The organism is Mesorhizobium sp. M2C.T.Ca.TU.002.02.1.1 (genome assembly GCF_003997225.1).
Genome location: NZ_RZTO01001111.1, coordinates 1 through 1581 on the forward strand (window position 1 = coordinate 1; position 1581 = coordinate 1581).

3 protein-coding genes are annotated in these 1581 nt (G+C 66.5%); all 3 read right to left on the reverse strand.

Annotation, left to right across the window (positions count from 1 at the left end):
* On the reverse strand, positions 1-437 hold a 437-nt coding region (locus tag EOD07_RS33845), incomplete at its 3' end, for an SDR family NAD(P)-dependent oxidoreductase (protein WP_127238301.1).
* Positions 434-1204, reverse strand: coding sequence for an ABC transporter ATP-binding protein (locus EOD07_RS33850; protein WP_127238302.1), 771 nt, complete (start codon positions 1202-1204; stop codon positions 434-436). The genes EOD07_RS33845 and EOD07_RS33850, both read right to left, overlap by 4 nt.
* Before the next feature lie 10 nt (positions 1205-1214).
* The coding region (locus EOD07_RS33855) for an ABC transporter permease subunit (protein ID WP_127238303.1) at positions 1215-1581 on the reverse strand (367 nt) is incomplete at its 5' end.

A 1581-nucleotide genomic window follows, 5' to 3' on the forward strand; every position in this document is an offset into this window, starting at 1 on the left:
GCCCCGAACCTGGCCTCGGCGACTCGCCCCCAGATCGAGGCCGTGTTGACGATCGAACCGCCGGCCGGCATGCGCGGCAAGGCTCGCGCCGTGACCAGGGCGGTTCCGATCACGTTGATCTCGACGATGCGGCGGAACGCGGCCTCGTTGTCGTCGCCGGCGTCATCGACCGGCGTCATCAGCTCGAGGCCGGCATTGTTGACGAGCACGTCGATGCGGGCGAGGGGGGCGAGCGCTGCCGCAACCGCCTCGCGATCGGCAATGTCGGCCTCGGCGCCGGTGGCATTCAGTTCACGCGCCCGCTCATGGATGGCCGCATCGTTGGCGATCAGGTGCAGCGTGGCGCCGGCCTGTGCGAAGCGGCGTGCAATGCCCAGCCCGATGCCTCGGCTCGCCCCCGTGATCACCACGACCCTGCCGGAGAAGGAGAGGCTCATACCGCTGTCCCGGTTTCGTTGCGGATCAGATGAAGCACCCTGTTGCGCAGCTCGAAGAACTTCTGCGTTTCGCGGATTTCCAGCGGCCGCTGCGGGCCGAGCTCGGCCGCCACGTCGATATCGGCGACGACCGAGGCGGGTCGGCGCGAGAACAGGATGATCCGGTCGGCGAGGAACACCGCTTCCTCGACGTCGTGGGTTACGAAGATGACGGTCTTTTCCTCGCGGATCTGGATCAGCCGCAATTCGACCTGCAGACGCTCGCGCGTCAGCGCGTCGAGAGCGCCGAAAGGCTCGTCCATGAGGAGCACGTCGGAACCGGCGGCAAGCGTGCGCGCGATGGCGACACGCTGGCGCATGCCGCCTGAAATCCGGTTCGGATAGGAAGCGGCAAAATCGGCAAGGCCGAACAGGTCCAGATAGTGGCGCGTGCGCTCCGACTTTTGCGCCGACGTGATGTCGTTGCGGTAGCGCATGCCGAAGGCGATGTTGCGTTCGACCGTCAGCCAGGGGAAGGATGAGTAGGACTGGAACACCATGCCGCGCCGCCGGTCGGGCCGCACGACCTTCTCGCCGCCAAGCAGGATGGAGCCGGAGGTCGGTTCGTCGAGCCCGCCGACCATCCTCATCAGCGTGGTCTTGCCGCAGCCCGACGGGCCGAGAAAGACGACCAGCGAGTTGCGCTCCAGGCCTAGATTGGTTTTCCGCACCACTTCGACAGGGCCGAAGGACTTCGCCGTATCGGCGAACTGGACATATGCGCTCATCGTCGTGCCCTCACAGATACCGGAACAGCCGGCGGTGAAGCAGGCGAAGCAGCTGGTCGGTGACGAGGCCGATCAGCCCAATGACGACGACGCCGGCCATGACCTCGGGCGTCTTGACGAAGCGGCGCGCTGTCCAGATCACGTAGCCGATGCCGGAATCGGCGGCGACGATCTCGGCGATGATCAGGTAGGTCCAGCACCAGCCGAGCGTGATGCGCAGGTTGTCGATGAGCGTCGGTCCCATCCAGCGCAGGGCGACGTCCGTCATCACCTGCCGCGAGTTGGCGCCGACGGTGCGGGCCACCTCGACAAATTCGTGCGGCCCCCGCCGCATGTCGTCGGCCACCAGCAGCACGAGCTGGAAGAATGTGCCCAGC